We start from the raw sequence: 20,041 nt of genomic DNA, 5'->3' as shown, positions 1-20,041 counted from the left end.
CCCTCCTCCGCGCCACCGATAGTGTTGGCGTCGTGACACACGGCCACGGACACAGCTCCGGTCCCGCCCCCATCGGGAAGATCGCCGCCAGACTGGTACTCGGCATCCTCGCCGTCGTCGGCATCGCCGCGGCCGTGGGCGTGGTGTTGCTGTGGCCCAGCGATCGCTCCGTCGAGGTGCCCGCCCCGTTCCAGAGTGCGACCGGCGGCGTGGTGGCCACCGAGTACGGCACCGTGGTGTCCCAGGACATCGGCCCGTGCGGCAGCTCCTCCAACGGACGCGTCTTCAGCGGCTCCCCCACTCCACCGACCGTCTCGGGGTTCGAGTGCAACCGCAGCATCGTCTCGATCGACACCGGCGTGAACGAGGGCACCCGCACCCTGCTCGAGGTGACGCCCGGACCGGGAACGCCCGATCTGCGCGTCGGCGAGGAGATCCGCCTCGTCCGCGGCACCGACGACAGCGGCACCGCGATCTACGGGTTCGACGACTACTCCCGCACCACGCCGCTGCTGCTGGTGGTCGCGGTCTTCGCCGTCGTCATCTGCGTGGTCGCGCGGTGGCGCGGGCTCCGCGCACTGCTCGGACTCGGACTGGCGCTCGCGGTGCTGGTGGGTTTCGTGCTCCCCGCCATCCTCGACGGCAGATCCGCCCTCCTGGTCGCCCTCGTCGGCGGCACCGTCATCCTCTACGGCGTGCTGTATCTGGCGCACGGGCCCAATCTGCGAACAAGCTCGGCGCTGCTCGGCACCGTGGTGTCGATGGGCGTCGCCGCCGGCCTGTCCGAAGCGGCCATCAGGCTGACCCGGGTGACCGGTCTGTCGGAGGAACAGAACACCGACGTGCAGGCCTATCTCGACCACGTCAGCATCACCGGGCTCCTGCTCGCCGGGTTCATCATCGGATCGCTCGGCGTGCTGAACGACGTGACGATCACCCAGGCGTCCGCGGCGTTCGAGCTCGCGGCGCTCGATCCCGACGCCACCCGACGGTCGATCTTCACGTCCGCGATGCGCGTCGGACGGGACCACATCGCCAGCACCGTCTACACGCTCGTCCTGGCCTACGCGGGTGGCGCACTGCCCCTGCTGTTGCTCTTCAGTGTCGCCGGCCGCTCGTTCGGCAACGTGCTCACCGGTGACGCGGTCGCCATCGAGATCGTCCGCTCGTGCGTCGGCGGCACGGCGCTCGCGCTCTCAGTTCCGCTCACCACCGCGATCGCCGTGATGCTCGCCCGGCCGCCCCGCGGACGCGCCCCCGTGAGCGGTCGGCACTCCGCGCGCTGACGCTCGACCGCGCATCGGGAAACTTCACAGAGTTCGGCCACGAGGTATGCACTGGCACTACAAAACATTCTCCTGTATTGTTTCAGTGGGTTCGGGAACCTGCGCGTTTGTTTGACGCAACTTCGCAGAGCACGACGACTATGTGAGGACACACAATGAACACTCTGGCCGCAGAGGACGTCGACCGTATCCGCCGGGTACTCGACAAGTACGGAAAGCTCCCGGTCGCCATCGACGCAGTCGCCAACGACGCCGATCTGTACGACGCAGGTCTGACGTCGCACGCGAGCGTCAATGTGATGATCGGCCTCGAGGACGAGTTCGATGTCGAGTTCCCGGATCGCCTGTTGCAGAAGGCCACGTTCGCGAGCGTCTCGGCCATTGCCGACGCCGTCGCAGAGCTGGCGTGACCGCGATGACCACACTCGAGGCTCCCTCCGCCCTTCCCCCCGTCGATCCGGACGTGCCCGCAGGCCTGGCGCAGATCCCGCTCGACGACGTGCTCGCCGTGGTGCGCAGCAACGCCGAACTGGTCGACCGTGAGGCTCGCTTCCCCACGGAGTCGGTCCAGGCACTCAAGTCCGCCGGCCTGCTCTCCGCATCGGTTCCGACGTCGCTGGGGGGCGCCGGACTCACCCTGACCGAACTCGCGACCGTCGGCCGCGCTCTCGGCGGCGAGTGCGCGTCCACCGCGATGATCTACGCGATGCACCACACCCAGGTGCTGTCACTGACCCGCCACGGCATGGAGTCCCCGGTCATCCGGGAGTTCCTGGCGAACATGGTCGTGGAGCAGCCCCTCGTGGCCTCCGCCACCACCGAGATCAACATCGGTGGCGACGTCCGCACCAGCGGGTGCGCGGTGGAGTACGACGGCGACCGCTACACGCTCACCAAGAACGCCCCCGTCATCTCGTACGGCGAGTACGCCGACGTCATCCTGGCCACGGCCCGTCGGTCCCCCGACGCCGCGCCCAGCGATCAGGTGCTCGTCGCGTGTCAGCGCGAGGACGTCACGCTGCAGAAGACCGGCACGTGGGACACCATGGGCTTCCGCGGTACGTGCAGCCCCGGCTTCATGCTCCGCGCATCGGGCTCGGCGGAGTGGGTCGTTCCCGCCACGTACAGCGACATCTCGGCTCAGACGATGCTGCCCTCGGCACACGTCCTGTGGGGTGGCGCCTGGTTGGGCATCGCCGACGCCGCGGTACGCAAGGCGCGCAAGTCCGTCCAGAAGCTGGCCCGCAAGACGCCCGGTGTCACACCGCCGTCCGCGGCGCGTCTCGCCGAGCTGCTCGTGGTCCATCAGCAGCTCTCGGACACCGTGTTCACGGCCGCCGCGAAGTTCGACTCCATCGCCGACGATCCGGCTGCGCTCAGCGCCATCGGTTTCGCGCTGCAGATCAACAACGTGAAGGTCACGGCCTCCGATCTGCTGATCGACATCGTCGCCCGCGCGCTGCTCATCTGCGGCATCGCCGGCTACCGCGAGGACAGTGAACTGCGCATGAGCCGCCACCTCCGCGACTCGCACGGTTCCGCGATCATGGTGAGCAACGAGCGCATCCTCAAGCACAACGCGCAGCTCTCGCTCGTCTACAAGGGGATCTGACCATGACCTCCACACTCGACCGCGACGTGGTCTCCGATCTCGATCTCGCGCGCGCCGATTTCCGCGATCAGCTCGTCGGCGCCGGTCTCCTCGTCCCCAGCTCCCTCGACGGTCTGTACGGCCGCTCGGGCGAGTTCGAGGACATCATCGATCTGATCGACTCCACGGTGAAGGCCGCAGGCGCTGCCGCACACGGAGATGCGCTGCGCCGATTCCGGTTCCCGCCGGTGTTCCCGCGCGATGCGTTCGAGAAGACCGACTACATCGCCTCGTTCCCCAACCTCACCGGTGCCATCACGACCTTCTCCGGTGACAACAAGGCCCACGCCGAGCTGCTCGCGGCGCGGTCGGAGGGTAAGGACTGGGACCACTGGCTCGAGTCCGCCGGCACCATGCTGGTGTCGGCCGCGTGCCACCCGTCGTACTCCATGCTCACCGGTCAGCTTCCCGACGGCGGCACCATGCTCGACGTCTACGGATACTGCTTCCGCCACGAGCCCGCCGTGGACCCTGCTCGCATGCAGGCGTTCCGGATGCACGAGTTCGTCCAGGTCGGCACGCCCGACCAGGCAGTGGAGCACCGCGAGTCGTGGATCGAGCGCGGCATGACGGTGCTGTCCGACCTCGGGCTCGACGCCTCGCCCGTCATCGCCAACGACCCGTTCTTCGGTCGCGCGGGACGCATGCTGGCCGCGAACCAGCGCAACGAGAACCTCAAGACCGAGCTGGTCGTGCGTCTCTACGGCGACCTGGACGAGGGCACCGCGGTGGTGTCGTGCAACTGCCACCGCGACCACTTCGGGCAGACCTTCGACATCCGTACCGCGGACGGCAACGAGGCCCACAGTGCCTGTGTCGGTTTCGGTATGGAGCGCATCGCCCTCGCGATGGTGCGTACGCACGGCCTCGACACCTCACAGTGGCCGGCGTCGCTCCGCCTGAGCTGATCTACCTCTCGAGAACCGTCACCGTCGCCCTGGCTGTGCTGTTCACCGCTCGGACATGCCCTCGTGGCGTGGTCGAACCCGAGCGTGGCAGCAGAGTCAGGGCGCGGCTCGTTCCGGGGGCGAGGTGGAACCACGAGTCGGACGCCCGATAGCCGTCCACGTCCACGCAGACGAATTGTGCGGCGTCCGTGCACCCGACGGTGAGTGTCCACCGACCGTCGCCCTCCGGCGCAGCCGTGGCGGTGAGACCCACCGAGTTCTGCAGTGGGAGCAGCCCGTTCTCCACGAGATGTACCGCCTCGGCGAGCACGGTGCCGTCCGCGGTGGCCAGCACGACACTCACCGCGTCGACGGTGCGCGAACCGAATCGGTGCGCGTGCGTCATGTCGGTGAACCTGCCGACGACGCCGTCCGCGGTACCGGTCCAGGACGAGTGTGCATCGAGAGCGAGCCGCTGAACACCCTCGGCAGCAACGGCTCCCGTGCGCTGGTGTGCCCGCACGGTGAGTGTCCCGGCGACGGGATCCGCCCCGTCGTTCATCACGTCGAGACGGAGCCCGTCCATACCCTCGTCCGTCACGAGGACGGTCGTCGGCGCGCTGGCCCGCGCCAACGCGTACCAGGGCGCCTTGGCCGCGCCGGTGCTGTCGGTGAGGCCCCACCCCGCACCCGGCTCGAGGTCGCGCAGCGTCAGCACCAGCGCTCCCCCACAGCCCGAGTCCGCCTGCCTCCAGAACCCGACCGAGTGCGTCACGGCCTCACAGACGGCCGCGCGCCCCAGATCGAGGTAGCGCTCCGGATCGTCACGGCGCACCGCGGACGGCTCCACGTCGAAGAGGGTGCGCACGTAGTGGTCTCGCACGTCCTCGAAGTCCCACGACGCTCCCCGATCACGCGGAACCGTCGCCTTCCAGCGCGGATCGTGGCCCGCCGGATGTGCCGAGCCGAACACGGAATCGACCACGCGCCGCTCCGGCGGAACGGAGAACGCCAGGCACTCCGTCGCGAACGCCACGCGGGCGTACCGGACGTCCGACAGGGGACGTAGGTAACCGCCGATGCCGAAGTAGTGCGCGAAACCGGAGCCGACGTGGGTGGCGAGGTCACCGCCCGACGGCGTGGACGGGACGTACGAGACACCGGAGAAGTCGCGCAGCACATCAGGAATGATGCTGTCCAGCAGTGGTATCCGCGACTCGTCCGCCGCGAGACCGAGCATCGTCGGCTGCTGATACGTCTCGCTGCCGCCGCTCACCACCACCAGCGACGGCCCACCGGCAGCCGCGAGCATCGCCCGGACCTCGTCGACGACGGCGGACTCGACGGCAGGATCGTCCGGTGGGTCGATGGTCGCCAGCATGACGTCCTGCCACACCATGATGCCCAGTTCCGAACAGAGCGTGTGGAACTCGGTCGACTCGTAGACCATCGTGCCCGTGAGTCGCACCATGTTCAGCCCGGCCTCGACGTACGAGGTCAGGGTGTCCCGCAGGCGTTCGGGATCGTTCTGCAGCGTGATCGGGTCGAGCGGGACCCAGCATCCGCCGCGGCAGAAGACGGGCACCTCGTTCACGAGCAGCGTCGTGCCGCGCAGTGCGCTCGACCGGAAGCCCACTCGTGAGCGCACGACGCGCTCTCCGACGGTCACGGTGACGTCGTGGAGCGCCGGATCACCGTGTGTGTGCGGCCACCACAGGGCCCGGTCGCCGACGTCGATCTCCTGCGTCGTCGTGCTGTCGGCACCCGCCTCGAGGTCGAACGTACTGTCCCCCAGCGTGATGCGCACGGAGGAGACCACACCGTCGACCTGTAGGATGCAGCGCCCGTCCCGCACCAGTCCGCGCACCGCCACGATGGGTTCGTCCACGCCGACACATCGCACGGCGCGCCACGGCCCGACAGGAGCCGGGGCACCGGTGAACACGGGGGCGCGGCCGAGCATCGAGGTGCGGATCCACCGGAGACCCTGCGACGAGATCATCGACGACCGCCACCGGCCGCGTGGGCGCCTCGTCCTCAACGCGGCGTCGAGGGAACGGCAGCAGAGCGCGAGGGACATCGTGCCGGCGACCCGGGCCTCGACGGTGACGGGCACGAACATCGAGGTGCTGGTGGTCGCCAGCCGACCGTCGATCCAGACCTCCGAGAGGGTGGCGATGCCCTCGAGGTGCAGGCGCACCGACTCCACGCCCTCCGGTACCGACACCTCGGTGTCGTACCACCAGTCGCGCCCGTCGAGGTCCTGGAGCGGTAGTCTCGCGGCGGTCAGCGCGCCGGCGACGGTACCCGGAACGTGCGCGGGCACAGCACTATCGGTGTCCACGAGGTCACCGGGGCTCTCGGCGGCACCGGCATCCGTCGACCGGAGCGTCCAGTGTGCGTCGGCCAGCAGATCGAGCGGCGGGGTCACAGCGCCGAACGCACTGCGTCCATACCGCGCTGCCAGGCCGCTGCCATGCCGGCCATCGAGTCACGCACGTCGACATCGCGTCCCCGAGCGGCGCGCGCCATCCGGAACTGCACCGACTTGGCGCCCGACGCGACCTCGCGGAACGGTTCCGCGGCAGCGTCGGCGCCCGCGACACCGCGGCGTTCGAGGTACTCGGCCAGATCCGCCGCGAGTTCCGCGGTGGAGCCGCACTGACGGAGGGTGCCGAACGACCACAGGTGGAAGAAGTCGGGGCCCGCCTGCTGGATCAGCGCGACGTCGTCGACGACACGCTCACCGAGTCGCTCGACCGGGTTGACCGCATCGGCGCGCTCGAGATGAGCACGCACCACCTGCAGGTCGTGATCGTCGGTCTCCGGACCGGCGGCCAGAGCATCACGGTCGACGACGACCCGCTCGACGTAGGGCGGCAGGGCCACCGTTCCGGGGGTGAGCGACCGGGCGAGTGCGCCGTCGAAGTCGTCGCCCTCGAGTCGGAACAGACCCGCGTTGTGGAAGTAGTCGAGGCGACGGGCCTCGACATCGATGGCCGTCGGCACGATCGTCGTCTTGGTGTGATCGCGGCCGTAGCTGGTGCCGTCGGTGTCGGGGAGGTAGAAGGCGTCGATCTCGACCGTGCTCAGCACACCGTCGTGCATGTTCTCGATCAGGTGCTCTCCGAACGGCTTCCAGATGTTCATCTCCGAGACGTCCACTCCGAAGAGGAGGCGGAGATCCTCGGGCTGGAACTTCACGAAGTCCCACTGCCGGCCGTCGAACCCCGCGCTGAGGGCGAACGCCAGTGCGGGCGTGGGATCGGCGCCCATCGCGTGCAGCAGTTCGATCCACAGGTCGACGTAGCAGTTGGTCTCGGACCACGTGCGCTCCGACGAATGCAGGGAATGCGGTCGGTACGTCGCGGGATCGAGGTCCGCGGGCAACGGGGACCCGCCCACCGGCGTACCCGAGAGATTCACCGTCACTGCTCCTCCATTGGTCGTCGACACGAGGTGTCGGCCACGCGCGTTGGCATCACTCACGACAGTAGCCGCGAGAGGGGCGATCAGAACCCTCCGGCGTCACCGCCGCCACCGAAGTCACCACCACCGAAGTCACCACCACCGTCGAAGCCACCACCATCGAAGCCACCACCACCGGTGTCGCCCTCGGTCTCGTCGGCGAACGGGTCGACGGTGGTGGTCACGGGTGACGGGACTCCGCGCGATCCGACGGGCGCGACCGAGCTGGTGGGGGCCTGGGACGGGGTGCTGACCGTGGCGGGATCCATCGGCTCGGGCATCGACGTGAAGGCCCACGCCGCGGCGCCCGCCATGATGGCGCCCGAGAAGGCGATGACGAGAGCGACCGGGACCCGGCTGCGTTTCGGATCGGGCACCTGTTCCCCGCCCACGTCGACGGCGTCCGCGGGCGCCGACGCCTGGGGCTCGCGGTCCGGCTCGCGATCTGGCTCGGCAAGGGCATCGGGGGCGGCCGCGAAGGCGACGGTCCGATCCGTGGACGAGGTCTCGATCTCCTCGCGCGGCGGAGCGGCCTCGGGCGCCGGCGCAGGTACCTGCACGCGCGTGGCGCGCGGATCCAGCGCGGTGAGGACGGGAACGCCGAACCGTTCCGCGGCGGCGACCGACAGGATCGGGATGGGGGAACCGCCACCGACGAGAATCACCGCGTCGAGGTGGCGGTCACCGACGAGCGACGCCGCGGTGTCGAGTGACCGATCGATCAACGGCCGGACCGCGGCCTCGAACTCGTCCCGCGTGATGAGTGTGGTGCCACCGCCGGGGGTGCGCGCGACGGTCGCGGAGGACAGCGACTCCTTCACCCGTCGGCAGAAGACGATGACGTCGGTGTCGTCCGAGCCCGCGACGGGGCGCTCCAGAATGCCGCGATCGACGATGTGATCGAGGACCACGCGGTCGAAGACGTCGCCACCGGCCACCGGGGAGTCGACGGAGCCCAGAACCACCATGCCGTCGACGTCCACGATGCTCGCGGTCGCGCCACCGCGGCCGAGGTCGTACAGAAGGACGGTGGCGAGACCGGACAGAACGCCCGAATCGACCACATCCCGAGGGACCGACGTCACAGCTTCGGTGTCGGTCATCCGTCGGCGCTTCCTCTCGATGGGTGGTGATTCCCCTGCGTTGTCACTTGTCACAGCCCTGTTCGTGTCACGCCCGCTTCGAGACCTGGAACCGGGCCGCCTCTGCTGTATGGCGCCCAAAAGAATCTTCCGGTATGTTAAACGATGAAATAGGGAACTGCGAGATCGATACCGGTCGTGGATGCGACCGGGTACATCTTACTGCCAGGTAGGCCCGCGGGGCGACTGTCAGTGGCACATCGATCGCAGGAATCCCTCACCGAGCAGCGTGTCGAGCGGGGCCGACACGCACGGCCGAGTTTCGCCGACGCAGACGCGGCGCACCGGACGCTCCGATCCGAAAGTTTGGTTCGGAGTCACAAACCCGGCGCCGTGGACGCACCGACGAACACCGGACCGAGACGAAAGGCTGTCGACCCCGATGATCCCCGCACCCGCTACTCGTGACCGCACGGCCACGGTGCAGGTACACATGACCGGCGCCGAGTGGTTCGCCGATTCGCCGGGTGGCCTCAACCGCTACTTCACCGACCTCTACGTCGCCCTCTCGTCGCTCGACGGTGTCGACGCCTCGGCGTCCGCGTTCGGCGACTCCGATCTGGGCGACGACCACCACGGCACGTCCTCGTGGGGACCCTCGACGGGCTCCACGCTCACACGCGTCTGGTCGGCCCTCTCCGCAGATCGTGGCCTCCCGAGGAACACGCTGATCGACCGCCACTTCAGCCTCTTCGGACGTCCCACCGTCGGCCTGCGCGGCGCGCACCCGTCGGTGGCGCACTTCCACGGACCCTGGGCCGCCGAGAGCGCCATGTCCGGCGAGAGCGACCTGGTCGTGCGCGCCAAGTACTGGGTCGAACGTCTGCGCTTCCTCGACGTACGCCGATTCATCGTGCTGTCGGGGCACTCCGCACGCATCCTCACCGAGGACTACGCCGTCGACCCGTCCGCCGTCACGATCATCCCGCCCGGCGTCGACCTCGCCCGCTTCGCCGTGACGCCGGCACCGAACGGTGCCCGGCCCACCGTCCTCTGCGTCCGTCGCCTCGAGCGACGGATGGGTATCGACCGGCTCATCGCGGCCTGGCCCACCGTCGTGGCGGATCATCCGGACGCGCAGCTCGTCGTCGTCGGAACCGGTACCGAGGAGGCAGCACTGCGCAGCCAGGCCGCCGAGTCCACCGCCGGCGACTCCATCGTCTTCACCGGGCGGACCAGCGACGAGCGGCTCTCCGCGCTCTACGCCGAGGCCACCGTCTCGGTGATCCCCACCCTGAGCCTCGAGGGCTTCGGGCTCATCGCCCTCGAGTCCTGTGCCAGCGGACGCGCCCCCGTGGTGACCGACTGCGGCGGGCTGCCCGACGCCGTCGCGGGTCTCGATCCCTCCCTCGTGGTGCCCGCCGGCGACGTCGACGCACTCGCCCACCGCCTGTCCACCGCGTTGAGCGGCGACGTGCCGACCCCTGCCGAGTGCCGGGCGCACGCCGAGTCGTTCTCGTGGGAGTCCTCGGCCCGCCGGCACGTCGACGTGTACCGAGAGTTGGTCCAGCGATGACCCGCGCACTGTTCCTCGCCCACACCGCGGCACCGTCCGGCGCCGAGATCGCGCTGCATCGCCTCGTACGCGCCATGGACAAGACCGAGGTCACGGTCGTCTTCACCGAGACGGGTCCGATGGTGGACAAGCTCCGTGCCGACGGCATCGACACCGTCGTCGTCGACGGCGCGTTCGACAGCCGGTCCGTCACCATCGAGGGAATGTCCGTTCGCCGCATGATCGGTGGAGTCACCGGCCTGATCCGCCTGGGCTGGGCCGTGGGCGCCGTCGTCCGTGAATCGGATGCCGACGTGGTCGTCGCCGAGTCGTCCAAGGCGTTGCTCATGGGCACCATCGCCGCTCGACGGGCCCGCGTGCCCCTGGTGTGGCACTCCCACGACCGCATCTCCCGCGAGTACTTCGGCACGCTGTTCACCGCGGTGCTGCACGTCCTGGGCTGGACCGCGTGCCGCGGATTCATCGCCAACAGCACGTCCACGCTGGCATCGCTGCCGAGGTGGCGTCGGGCGGCCGTGGTCGCCTACCCCGGTGTCGACGGATCGGACCGTCCTCTCGGTGCCCGCCCGGACCAGTCCGCGCCGGCCGACACGGTGCTGTGTCTCGTCGCCCGCCTCACCCCGTGGAAGGGTCACGTCCTCTTCCTCGAGGCGATCGCGGCGATGACCACCCGCCCGGCGCACGTCTTCCTCGTCGGCGGCACGTTCTTCGGCGAGGAGCCGTACCGCGCAGAGCTCGAGGCCATGGCCGCCGAGCTCGACCTGCCCGTCACCTTCACGGGCCACGTCGACGATCCGCGGGACTACATGCGGATGTCCGACGTACTGGTGCACTGCACCCTGACGGCGGAGCCGTTCGGCCAGGTCGTGGTCGAGGGCATGCTCGCCGGCTGCGCCGTGATCGCGTCGCGTCCGGGCGGACCGGCGGAGATCGTCGAGCACGGGGTCAACGGCATGCTCGTGGACTCGGGTGACCGCGCCGGCCTCACGGCGATGCTCGATCGCGTCGTCTCCGACCGTGACCTGCGGACGCGCCTGTCCGCGGCCGCTCCGGCCCGGGCCGCGCACTTCGACATCGAGGAGTCCGCCCGCACGGTCGAGAACTTCCTCGAGGACGTCCTCGACAGCGCACCGCGTCGCGGCACCCGGGTGAGCGTGCGTCATGGTCGGTGAACTCACTCGGGGCGGAACGCGCGGCGGCCCCACCACCGAGCCCACGAAGCACCGTCGTGGATCGCTGCACAAGCTGTCCGCGGTACGCGACATCGCCTTCGTCAGCTTCGGCAAGTACGGCCAGTACCTGGTCACCATCATCACGCTGCCGCTGACTGCCCGCATCCTGGGCACCGAGGGCCTGGGCCTGCTCGCCATCGCCATGTCGGCCTACTTCATCGGCTCGCTGCTCGTCGATCTCGGCATCACCACGTTCCTCGCGGCGATGGCGAACGACGAGAACCTCAACCAGTTGCGTGGCAACTACCTCGCGCTGCGCGCCACGGTGCTCGCCGTGATGGGAACCGGTCTGCTCGCCAGTCTCTTCGTGGGTGCGCACGTGCACCTGCACATGATCCTGCTCGGCCTCTTCGCCGGCGGCTTCGCGTCCTTCGGTGACGACTGGGTGCTGGTCGCCCAGGCGCGCTTCGGCATCGGCGTCGTCTACCAGGGCATCGGCCGCATCCTGTACCTCGTGCTGCTGGTGACTCTGCTGCCGATGTTCCCCAGCGCGGCCGTCGCGATGCTCTGCTTGTTGGCGTCGTCGGTGGTGTCCGTGGCACTGACGTGGCGGCTCACCATCCGCGAATTCGGCCCGCCGAGCAGGCCGAAGGACGTCACGGCGATGGTCCGCATGGGCGTGCCGGTGCTGACCTCGCGGCTGCTCATCACCAGCTACGGCCAGGGCGCAGCCACCTTCTACTCGGTGGCGTTGTCGGCCGCATCGCTCGGCATCTTCTCCGCCAGCGACCGGCTCGTCCGCGCCTTCCAGTCGTTGCTCGACGCCATCGGTTACGGCCTGCTGCCACGGCTCGCCCGCGGCCGCGAGGACCACTTCTGGCAGAACGCGCTGCGCGGACTGACCGCGTGCGTGGGCGTGGCCGTCGTGGCCACCGTCGGGCTGTGGGTGAGTGCACCGCTGCTGATCTCGCTGGTGTTCGGCGATCAGTTCTCGTCCGCGGTGGACATCATGCGCGTGCAGGTGTTCATCCTGCCCTTCACCGCGATCACCTCGTTCGTCACCACCGCGATCCTGCCCGTCCGCCAGGACACGAAGGGCGTGTTGATCGGCGCCGTCATCGGCACCGTCTTCGCCGCGGGGGCCCTGGCCACCGCACTGTCCACCGAATCCGTGTGGGCGCTGGTCTACGGCACGCTGACCTGCGAGGTCGCGGTCGCTGCCTGGTACCTGCTCCGGGTACGCATACTGCATCGCCGCAACGACGATGCACTGCGCGCGGAATCGGAGGCGCCCACCGTGCCCATGGTCGCGATCGATCCCGCTGCTGCCGCCGCGTCCGATGCCCCCACCGTTCCACTCGCCGTTCGCCGCTTCCGGGAGGTCAGTCGATGAAGATCCTCTTTCTCGGAGACGACTGGATCGGCAGCAACGCCCGGTCCATGGCGGACGGGTTCCGCGAGGCCGGCCACACCGTGCTCGTGGTCGACACCACCCCGGTCGCACTGCCGACCCGGCTGTCCCCGCCGTGGGTGTACAGCAAGCTCGGCCGTGGCCGCGCACCCTGGGTGCTCGAGGCGCTGCATCGCCGCATCGAGGCGGCGGCCGCACAGTTCCGCCCCGACATGCTGTTCGCCTTCCGCACCGTGCATCTCGACCAGGACCGGCTGCTGGCACTGCCGGCCGCTCTGCACGTGCACTACAGCCCGGACGACGTGTCCAACCCTTACAACACCACGGCGGAGTACCTGCGCCGCGAGTCCGACTGGGACCTCGTCGTCACCACCAAGCGACACAACGTGCCGGAGCTCGAGGCCCGCGGTGCGAGGTCGACGCTCTTCGTCCACAGCGCGTACGACCCGGCCTGGCACCGCCCGACCGCCCGTCGCGATCCGGCCGAGTACCTCGTCGGCTTCATCGGCGCCTGTCGCCCCGACCGTCGCGACTCGATGGTGGAGCTCGCCCGCACGCACGGCTCGGCGATGACGGTCCAAGGGCCGGGCTGGCGCCGGGTCTCCGCCCTGCGCGCGACCTCCGCCCACATCGGCGGCGCCGTGTACGGCGAGGGGTTCTCGGTGGCGGTGTCCGCCGTACTGGCCAACCTCGTCCTGCTGAACTCCGACAACCGCGACACCCACACCTGCCGCACGTTCGAGGTGCCCGCGGCCGGCGGTCTGTTCGTGGGCGAGCGCACGGACGAGCACATGGCTCTCCTGGAGGACGGACGGGATTGCCGTCTTTTCTCGAGTTCGGCAGAACTCGATGACATCCTGGCGTGGTGCCGCACCGAACCTGATGCAGCCAGAGAGATGGCGGTGCGCGGCCGACTGCGGATCGTCGGTGATCACCACGCGTACGTGGACCGAGCACGGGAGATGACCGATGCGTTGTGACATCGTCGCCGTGCCCTGCCGGCCGGGGGTCACGTCGTGACCGCCTACTCCGCCGTCGCGCTCACCACCGCGGCCATCGTCGCCCTCGTCGTGTCCGCGATGTTCGTGCCGGGCGTCGCCAAGGTGTTCCTGCTCGCGCAGTCCGCTTACTGGTCGCTGAGCTACGTGGCGCGTCCCCTCGTCCTGTTGTGGACGCTTCCGCAGCCGCAGTTCGCGGACAGCCTCGCCGATCCGCGCCTCGCGGACATCGGGTACGACATCGGCATCGCCGAGGTGCTGAAGCCCGTCGTGTTCGGTCTGTGGTTCTACGTGGCACTGGTCGTCGGGTACGTGCTGTTCCGCCGGTGGCGTCGGGGACAGCTGGAGCGGACCACCGTCGGCGCGGCCGTCGCGGATCCGTACTTCTTCCGCAGCCTCGCCACCATCTACGTGCTGGGGCTCGGCGGACGCTTCGTGTCCTTCGCGACGGGCAACACCGGATCCGCCGGTGAGGTCACCAGCTCCAACCCGCTGCTCGACTTCGCCGCGACGATGGCGACGGTGGGCGCCCTCGGCCTCATCGTCTTCGCGCGGCCGGAGAAGCTGTGGCAGACCGCGGTTCTGTTGCTCGGCCTCATGGGCATGGAACTGGTCTGGACCGTCATCGTGGAATCGAAGACCCCGGTGCTCGGTGCGGCTCTCGCCGTCGCCGTGCGGTTCGCCCTCATCGGGTGGACACGCGGAACCATCATCGGCGTGCTCGGCATCTCGGCGGGCGCCATCGGCGCGTTCGGCATCCTGCAGTCGTTGAAGGTCGACCCGGAGGCCCGCGCCATCTCCGCGGCCGCGGAGGCCAGCTACCCCCCTGTCGTCCAGCCCTTCCTGCCGATCCTGCGTCGCTTCGACCTCCTCGAGGCCGCGACGGACGCGTACTACATGCAGGGTCGGGAATGGATCTCGCACGGCGACGTGGTGAAGAACGCCCTCCTCAACTTCATCCCGTCCCAACTCCTCGGATCGGAGAAGTTCCAGTCCGGCACCGCGTGGGCCAGCCAGGTCCGCGGATCGTCGGTGGACATGCGCAACGTGTCCGTCTCGCTGGCCGAGGGAAACATCAGTGAGGGCTTCGTGTTCGGCGGTTACGCCGGCGTGGCCGTCACCATGACGTTCACCTTCGTCATGGTGCTGGTCGCCGTTCGATGGCTCCTCGCGAGGAACTTCCTCTTCGTGGTGCTCGGGCTGACGCTCATCGAGTATCCGGTGCTGTTCGAGCGCGGGATTCTCGGGACGACCGAGTCCATCGGCAAATCTCTTCAATTGGCAATTCTCGTGTGGATCGTGACGCTCCTCGTCGGCGAGTACTCCCGACAGTGCGCGGAGACACCCCCTCCGACCACGCACGTTCCCGACGACATCTCCACACTCGACCGCTCTTCGAGCAAAGGATCTACATCATGGGTTTGATCGATTACGTGAACATCGCACGACGCCGGTGGATGACCATCCTGGCCTTCGTCGTGTTGGGAACGGTGGCAGCGGCGGCGTACACGTCGACGCTGAGCTACTCCTACACCTCCTCGAGCCGGCTGTACGTCTCGATGGCCACCGGTACCTCGGTGTCCGACGCCTACCAGGGCAACATGGCGGCGCAGCAGCGTGTCACGTCCTACGTCAATCTGGTGACCAGTGAGCGCGTGATGGCGGGTGTCATCGAGGATCTGCAGCTCGACACCACGCCGGCCGCCCTGGCGTCGACGGTCACCACGTCCTTCGCCCCGGCCACCGTGCTCATCGGCATCTCGGTGTCGGACACCACCCCGGACAACGCACGGGCGATCAACGACGCGGTCGTGGCCGAGTTCCGTGATCTGGTCAACGAGATCGAGACCACCGAGATCGGCGCCGCTCCCGCCGCGAAGGTGACCGTCGTCGACCCGGCGACCACCCCGGCCGCCGTCGGCGGACCGGCACCGATGCGCACACTGCTGATGGGCGCCGTCGCCGGCATGATGCTCGGCTGCGCCGCAGCGTACCTGCGCGATCGACTGGACAAGCGCATCCGCACCACCGGCCAGGTCGCCGCGGTGGCCCCCACCACGTTCCTCGGCGACATCAAGGCCGCCACGCGCACCGCGGACGCACGACGCGCCGCCCTGCGCCTGGACGCCTCGGTCGGCCGGACGACGCCGCACTCCATCGCGGTCATCGGCGTCTCCCCCGCCGGCGGGTCGGACACCGTCCTCGCCCTGGCCCGCGCACTCAGCGGACTGGGCCGACCGACCCTCGTGGTCGACGCCTGCACCGACGGAACCGGGGTGTCGTCCCGCATGCAGAACGCCGGCGGACTCGCCGATCTCGCACGCTCACCGAAGCGGTCGGCCACCGACCTCACGCGGCCGAGTCAGGTCGAGGGCCTGAGCATCCTGCCCATGGGCGTGGGTGACGACCGGACCACGATGTTCCTGGCCTCCCCGCGCTTCGGCACCATCGTGCAGAGCCTGAAGTCCGATCGGGACTACGTGGTGATCGACGCGACCTCGGTCGCGGACGACACCGATGCGCTCGCCATCGCGGTCCACGTCGACCACGTCGTCGTTGCCGTCGAGAACGGCACCACCACCGCCGCCCAGCTCCGCGCACTGCTGACCGAGCTCGACAGCATCGGCGTCGTGGTGGCTGGAACCGTTCTGGTTCCGCACGTCTCGGCCCGCCGCTGGCCGCTGTCGCTGCTGACGTCGTCCGCCGCGAAGGACGACGTCGTACCCGCGACGTCACCGAAGGCCGCTCCCGTCGCCGAGACGAGGGACGTGCCGACCACCACCCGGACCACCACCGCCCCGCGGCCGTCCGCACCGCAGTCCTACCGCGCGCCGTCGCCGACCCACGAGTCCGACCACCGGGACAACGACTACCGGGACACCGACTTCCGAGACAACGACTTCCGCAACTACCGCGACGACCACCAGGATCGCTGGGACACCGTTCAGCCGGCGCCTCGTGCCGAGCGCGCCGTGCGTCCCGAGCCGCGCCACGACGAGCGGTACGACGTGGTCCACTCGCCCGCGGATGCCGAGACCGACCGCTTCCACGTGGTGACGGCGGAGCCGATCGAGACTCCGCGGGAGCTCGCGCAGGACGATGTGGCGCACCTGGACTCGACCGAGATCGACACGGACGGCACCGTCACCGAGGATGTGGAGGACGCCGGCTCGGAGATGTCCGAGAAGGACGACACCGACACCGCGGCGACGCCCGAGCCGGTCTCGATCACGAAGACCGACGAGGTCGCGCCCGACAAGGCAGAGAAGGCCGCGGCCGAGAAGACCGACAAGGCTGCGCAGGACACGACCGTCACCAAGGCGACGCGTCCGGCCGAGCCCACCACCTCGCGGCCCGTCCGCCCGCGTACCCAGACCGGTCGCCGCACCTTCCGGGTCACCAAGTGACGCAGACTCTTCCCTCCACCCGCACCCCGAGCCCGATCGGCTCGGACTCCCGAGAGGACCGCACACCCATGTCGACAACGCCGACCTGGTTCGGATCGGACGGCCGTCGCCTGTTCGGCGTGGTCCACCTTCCTGAAGGGGACCGTGCACGCGGTGGGATCGTGCTGTGTCCGTCGATGGGCAAGGAGCACGTCGACACGTACCGCGGGCTCAAGCTGCTCGCGCAGGAGTTGGCTGCTGCCGGCTTCGCCGTCCTGCGGTTCGACTACCTCGGTGTGGGCGATTCCGGCGGTGACCAGAACGACGTCGCGGCGATGGACGGCTGGCTCGCGAGCATCGGGGACGCGGTGAGCCTGATGCGCTCGCTCGGCTGCACGACGGTCTCCGCCGTCGGCCTCCGCGCCGGTGCCCTGCTACTCGATCGCGCAGCCGACGCGGTCGGCCCGCTGCACACGGTCGTGCTGTGGGATCCGGTGCCGCGCGGCCGCGCGTACCTCCGCGAGCAGCAGGCGCTGTATCGGCTCGGCGTGGGCACCGACACCGTCGGAACCGACACCGATCTGCACACCATCGGGCACTCCCTGTCCGCGGACGCGGCGGCGGCTCTGTCCGCGCTCGAGATCACCGCCGCGGCACCCGCCGTGTCGCAGTGGGTCTTCGCCCTCCGCGACGGCTACTCCTCGCCCCGGCTCGACAAGGCGATCGAGCGATCCGGCGCGGCGGTGCAGCACGTCGGCACGATGACCGAATTCGTCACGCCCGAGAGCTTTCTGGTGCCGTTGCCGAACACGGCGATCCGCGCGGTGGTCGACATCCTCGACGGCGCACACGACTCCGCCCGCGACGACGAGGTCGAGTTCACGCCGATCACCAGCGCCACGCACGTGGCGAGCGACGGGTCGACCTTCACGGAACACATCGAGAGCATCGGTGCCCACGGACTGTTCGGCATCCGGTCCACCCCGGTCGAGACACCGGACTCCGCGCCGACCCTGGTCTTCTGCGCCACGGCGAACGACACCCGCACAGGACCGGCGCGGTTGTGGGTCGAGCTCGCTCGCGAGGCGGCGCGCGCCGGTGCGTCCGCGCTGCGCTTCGACCGACGTGGAACCGGTGAATCGGAGATCGTCCGTGCCGACGAGCACACCCCGATCTACTCGGCGGAGAGCGCCGACGACGTGGTCGCGGCTGCCCGTGCGGCGCATGCGGATCCGCGTCACGTGGTGCTCACGGGCATCTGCTCCGGCTCGTGGAACGCGGCCCACGCCGCCGCCGAGATCGGCGCGGGCGGCGCCGTCATGGTGAACGCCATCGCGTGGAGCTGGAAGCGCAAGAAATCGACGCAGGGCGAGATCGATCCTGCGGATCTGGGCATCCCACGGTCGGATCCGGCGTGGCAGAAGACGCCCCGAGCGCGCATCAAGAACGCCCTCCAGACCCACCTGCCGTATCGGGCGTGGCGCCTGCTCGGCGTGCGCGGCGTGACGCAGGTTCCCGAGGTCATCCTGCGCTCGCTGGCGGACAACGACGTCGACGCCACCGTGATCCTCGCGCCGGCCGATCACCGCTGGTTCGTCGATCAGCGTGGGCCCGAGGGGCTCACGCGCATCCAGCGCCGCAGCGGCACCGTGCCGCTGATCGTCAGCGCTCCCGTCGGAGATCACTCGGCGTATCACGCCGACATGCGCCGCACGATCATCTCCTCTGTGCTCGCCCGGACCATCGATCCGCAGAGACAGCAGGTCACCGCGTGACCGCGAGTTCCTTCGGGCGACGACGGTTGCTCACCGGCACGCTCGTCGCCGCCACCGTCCCTCTCGCGGTCGCGTGTTCACGCGACGATGCCGAGTCGGTGCAGTTCCAGTCGCCGAACGTCACGGACACCCCGGCCTCGCGCAACGTGCGCGATTTCGGGGCGACGGGCGACGGCACCACCGACGACACCGAGGCGATCGCGCGAGCGTTCGAGGGCATCACCCAGGCGTCCGCGGTCTACCTGCCCGGCGGCACCTACCGGGTGACGGCGTGGCCGGCGATGGCGGACTACGCCACCGTGTACGGCGACGGCGCCGACGTCACCACCGTCCTGTACGAGCAGAACGGGACCCTGATCGACCTGCGGGGGCGCCAGCGCGTCAACTTCCGCCGGATGGGGTTCTTCACCACCGGTGACACGTCGACGTGTTTCTCGCTGTCCGCGTGCTTCCGCTGCTCGTTCGACTCCGTGACCATCCGGGGCAATCACTCGTCGTCCACGTTCCCGCAGTACGAGAACCAGCGCGGAGTGGTGCTGACCGACAACACGGGCGGCACCACGTTCACCAACTGCGACATCAACAACCACGGCATCGGTCTGACGTCGGAGTGCATCCAGAATTACGTGACGGCCTCGAAGTTCACGAGCAACCGCGTCGGCGTCCTCGGCACCGGTGGCGACTTCAACGCCGGCATGGCGTTCACCAACGTCGAGTTCGTGTCGGACAACGACCCGGACACGACGGATCGGCACGTCCGCGTCGACGGTCCCGCGAACGACTGGTGGTTCACCAACGTCTGGTTCGAGGGGTCCGAGGTGGCTCTGAGCATCGGCACCCGCGAGACCGGCGGGCCGTCCCAGTTCGGCATGGTCAACTGCAAGATCTCGGCGCGCACCACGTGTGTCGAGCTGCTGTACTGCCGGCAGCCGTACCTGGCCAACATCATCTTCGATCCGGACCCGAACAGTCGCCCCGCCGAGCTGGTCATCGATGCGGAGCACGTTCCGACGGGCACGGCGGTCAACCTGATCTCAGGCGTCGACGACGATCTGGACAGCGCGGTCTTCCCCGATGCGTGGACGGTGATCGGTCGCGGCACCATGTCGGGGCCCACCTTCACCAGCACCGTGGTCACGCGCACCGTGCAGGACGACGTCGACCTGCTGCAGGCGCGGGACGGCGGCGATGCCGTGACCGCCGCCGTCCTGTCCGACGGCACCTGGTTGTCCGACCGCCGCGAGGCGGGCGTGGTGCTCAAGGACGAGTCGAACGCCTACTGGCGCCTCGTGGTGGGGACGGACGGGACTCTGACCACACAGTCTCTCGGTACAGATCGGCCGCGCTGA

At 69.2% G+C, this 20,041-nt stretch carries 15 protein-coding genes; 12 read left to right on the top strand and 3 right to left on the bottom strand.

Features of this window, described 5'->3' with window-relative positions; genetic code table 11:
• The first annotated feature begins 32 nt into the window (after window positions 1-32).
• The 4 genes from HQ325_RS02515 (at window position 33) to HQ325_RS02500 (ending at window position 3,845) form a co-directional block, all read left to right on the top strand.
• Window positions 33-1,286: a YibE/F family protein gene (locus tag HQ325_RS02515; protein WP_222644251.1), complete on the top strand. Its 1,254-nt coding sequence runs from the start codon at window positions 33-35 to the stop codon at window positions 1,284-1,286.
• A gap of 155 nt (window positions 1,287-1,441) precedes the next feature.
• Window positions 1,442-1,696 carry an acyl carrier protein gene (locus tag HQ325_RS02510; RefSeq protein WP_027506958.1) on the top strand — a complete coding sequence of 85 codons (255 nt, stop codon included), beginning with the start codon at window positions 1,442-1,444 and terminating at the stop codon, window positions 1,694-1,696.
• A 5-nt stretch (window positions 1,697-1,701) separates the two neighbouring features.
• A complete protein-coding gene (locus tag HQ325_RS02505; protein WP_222626569.1) occupies window positions 1,702-2,898 on the top strand; it encodes an acyl-CoA dehydrogenase family protein in 1,197 nt (398 codons plus the stop codon).
• A gap of 2 nt (window positions 2,899-2,900) precedes the next feature.
• Complete coding sequence (locus tag HQ325_RS02500) at window positions 2,901-3,845, top strand: amino acid--[acyl-carrier-protein] ligase (protein ID WP_222626568.1); 945 nt, start codon at window positions 2,901-2,903, stop codon at window positions 3,843-3,845.
• A gap of 1 nt (window position 3,846) precedes the next feature.
• Here the strand turns inward: HQ325_RS02500 and HQ325_RS02495 are convergent, their stop codons facing one another.
• The 3 genes from HQ325_RS02495 to HQ325_RS02485 form a co-directional block, all read right to left on the bottom strand.
• A complete protein-coding gene (locus HQ325_RS02495; RefSeq protein WP_308014227.1) occupies window positions 3,847-6,255 on the bottom strand; it encodes a beta-mannosidase in 2,409 nt (802 codons plus the stop codon).
• Complete coding sequence (locus HQ325_RS02490) at window positions 6,252-7,256, bottom strand: DUF1839 family protein (protein ID WP_308014226.1); 1,005 nt, start codon at window positions 7,254-7,256, stop codon at window positions 6,252-6,254. Before HQ325_RS02490 ends, HQ325_RS02495 begins: the two co-directional genes overlap by 4 nt.
• Before the next feature lie 80 nt (window positions 7,257-7,336).
• Entirely contained in the window at window positions 7,337-8,395 is a 1,059-nt protein-coding gene (locus HQ325_RS02485; RefSeq protein ID WP_222626567.1) for an Hsp70 family protein, read from the bottom strand.
• Between the two features lie 472 nt (window positions 8,396-8,867).
• Between HQ325_RS02485 and HQ325_RS02480 the strand changes: the two genes are divergently transcribed.
• The 8 genes from HQ325_RS02480 to HQ325_RS02445 all read left to right on the top strand — a co-directional run bounded on the left by HQ325_RS02480 (window position 8,868) and on the right by HQ325_RS02445 (window position 20,041).
• Complete coding sequence (locus tag HQ325_RS02480) at window positions 8,868-9,950, top strand: glycosyltransferase family 4 protein (RefSeq protein ID WP_222626566.1); 1,083 nt, start codon at window positions 8,868-8,870, stop codon at window positions 9,948-9,950.
• A complete protein-coding gene (locus tag HQ325_RS02475) occupies window positions 9,947-11,122 on the top strand; it encodes a glycosyltransferase family 4 protein (protein WP_222626565.1) in 1,176 nt (391 codons plus the stop codon). Before HQ325_RS02480 ends, HQ325_RS02475 begins: the two co-directional genes overlap by 4 nt.
• Window positions 11,112-12,515, top strand: a complete 1,404-nt coding sequence (locus HQ325_RS02470; RefSeq protein ID WP_222626564.1) for a lipopolysaccharide biosynthesis protein — start codon at window positions 11,112-11,114, stop codon at window positions 12,513-12,515. The genes HQ325_RS02475 and HQ325_RS02470 overlap by 11 nt, the downstream gene beginning before the upstream one ends.
• Window positions 12,512-13,513 (top strand): glycosyltransferase, encoded by a 1,002-nt coding sequence (locus HQ325_RS02465; protein ID WP_222626563.1) that lies wholly within the window; start codon window positions 12,512-12,514, stop codon window positions 13,511-13,513. The genes HQ325_RS02470 and HQ325_RS02465 overlap by 4 nt, the downstream gene beginning before the upstream one ends.
• A gap of 36 nt (window positions 13,514-13,549) precedes the next feature.
• Window positions 13,550-14,956 carry a hypothetical protein gene (locus tag HQ325_RS02460; RefSeq protein WP_222626562.1) on the top strand — a complete coding sequence of 469 codons (1,407 nt, stop codon included), beginning with the start codon at window positions 13,550-13,552 and terminating at the stop codon, window positions 14,954-14,956.
• Complete coding sequence (locus HQ325_RS02455) at window positions 14,947-16,938, top strand: Wzz/FepE/Etk N-terminal domain-containing protein (protein WP_222626561.1); 1,992 nt, start codon at window positions 14,947-14,949, stop codon at window positions 16,936-16,938. The genes HQ325_RS02460 and HQ325_RS02455 overlap by 10 nt, the downstream gene beginning before the upstream one ends.
• A 68-nt stretch (window positions 16,939-17,006) precedes the next feature.
• Window positions 17,007-18,692: an alpha/beta fold hydrolase gene (locus tag HQ325_RS02450; protein WP_222626560.1), complete on the top strand. Its 1,686-nt coding sequence runs from the start codon at window positions 17,007-17,009 to the stop codon at window positions 18,690-18,692.
• Window positions 18,689-20,041, top strand: a complete 1,353-nt coding sequence (locus HQ325_RS02445; protein ID WP_222626559.1) for a glycosyl hydrolase family 28-related protein — start codon at window positions 18,689-18,691, stop codon at window positions 20,039-20,041. The genes HQ325_RS02450 and HQ325_RS02445 overlap by 4 nt, the downstream gene beginning before the upstream one ends.

Source organism: Rhodococcus sp. BP-349 (genome assembly GCF_019835845.1).
Lineage (GTDB): Bacteria > Actinomycetota > Actinomycetes > Mycobacteriales > Mycobacteriaceae > Rhodococcoides.
This window is presented reverse-complemented; position numbering and strand designations above follow the sequence as displayed.